The organism is Treponema sp. R6D11, assembly GCF_054786075.1.
This window is the reverse complement of record NZ_BDHD01000712.1, coordinates 1-590: the sequence shown is the minus strand read 5'-3', so window position 1 is coordinate 590 and position 590 is coordinate 1. Positions and strand designations below refer to the sequence as shown.

Annotated in this window: 1 pseudogene; it reads left to right on the top strand. The window is 38.5% G+C overall.

Going from position 1 to position 590, the window contains the following annotated elements:
• Positions 1-182: 182 nt before the first annotated feature.
• A pseudogene (locus ACYVTD_RS15650) lies at positions 183-590 on the top strand (hypothetical protein); the annotation flags it as partial.

Sequence of the window (590 nt, the reverse complement as noted above, 5' to 3'; positions counted from 1 at the left end):
AAAATCCATGCTTTTAAGGTAGTAAATGAAAAGTTATTAATAAAGGATTCATTGGAAAACCAAAAACAAATCCCGTATTCCCCAAAAGTGCAGCAGTTAGAAAAGGCCCGCCTCGAAAAGAAACCCATAGCCTAGCTTTTTGTGTGTAGTTTTTTGGTCAAAAATATCCGATAATTATAGTAATGAATCTAAAACCGATAATTTTTGCCCTTTTACTCTCTTTCTTGCTTTTTCCTGTCTATGCGCAGGATAAGCCAAAAGATGCCGCCAAGGATTCCAAAGATGCCGCCGCAGATACCAAACTTCCCAAACAGTTTCGTCAATTGTCCTTGGGAATGGGGTTAGATGAATTAAAAGACGGTCTTTTAAAAGACGATCTTTTTCAGTTTAAGGGAGACAGGGATGTTTCTTTTCTGCCGTCAAGGGATCAAAGCCTTGTGGAGACAACTGGTTTGTCGTTTATAAAAAGGGCTTTTTTCCAGTTAAGGGACGGCAAGGTTTTTATAATGGCGTTTAGCCTTAACACTGAAGTAATAGACCATTATTCGATATTTACCCAATTTACGGAAAAGTACGGACAACCCTCATAC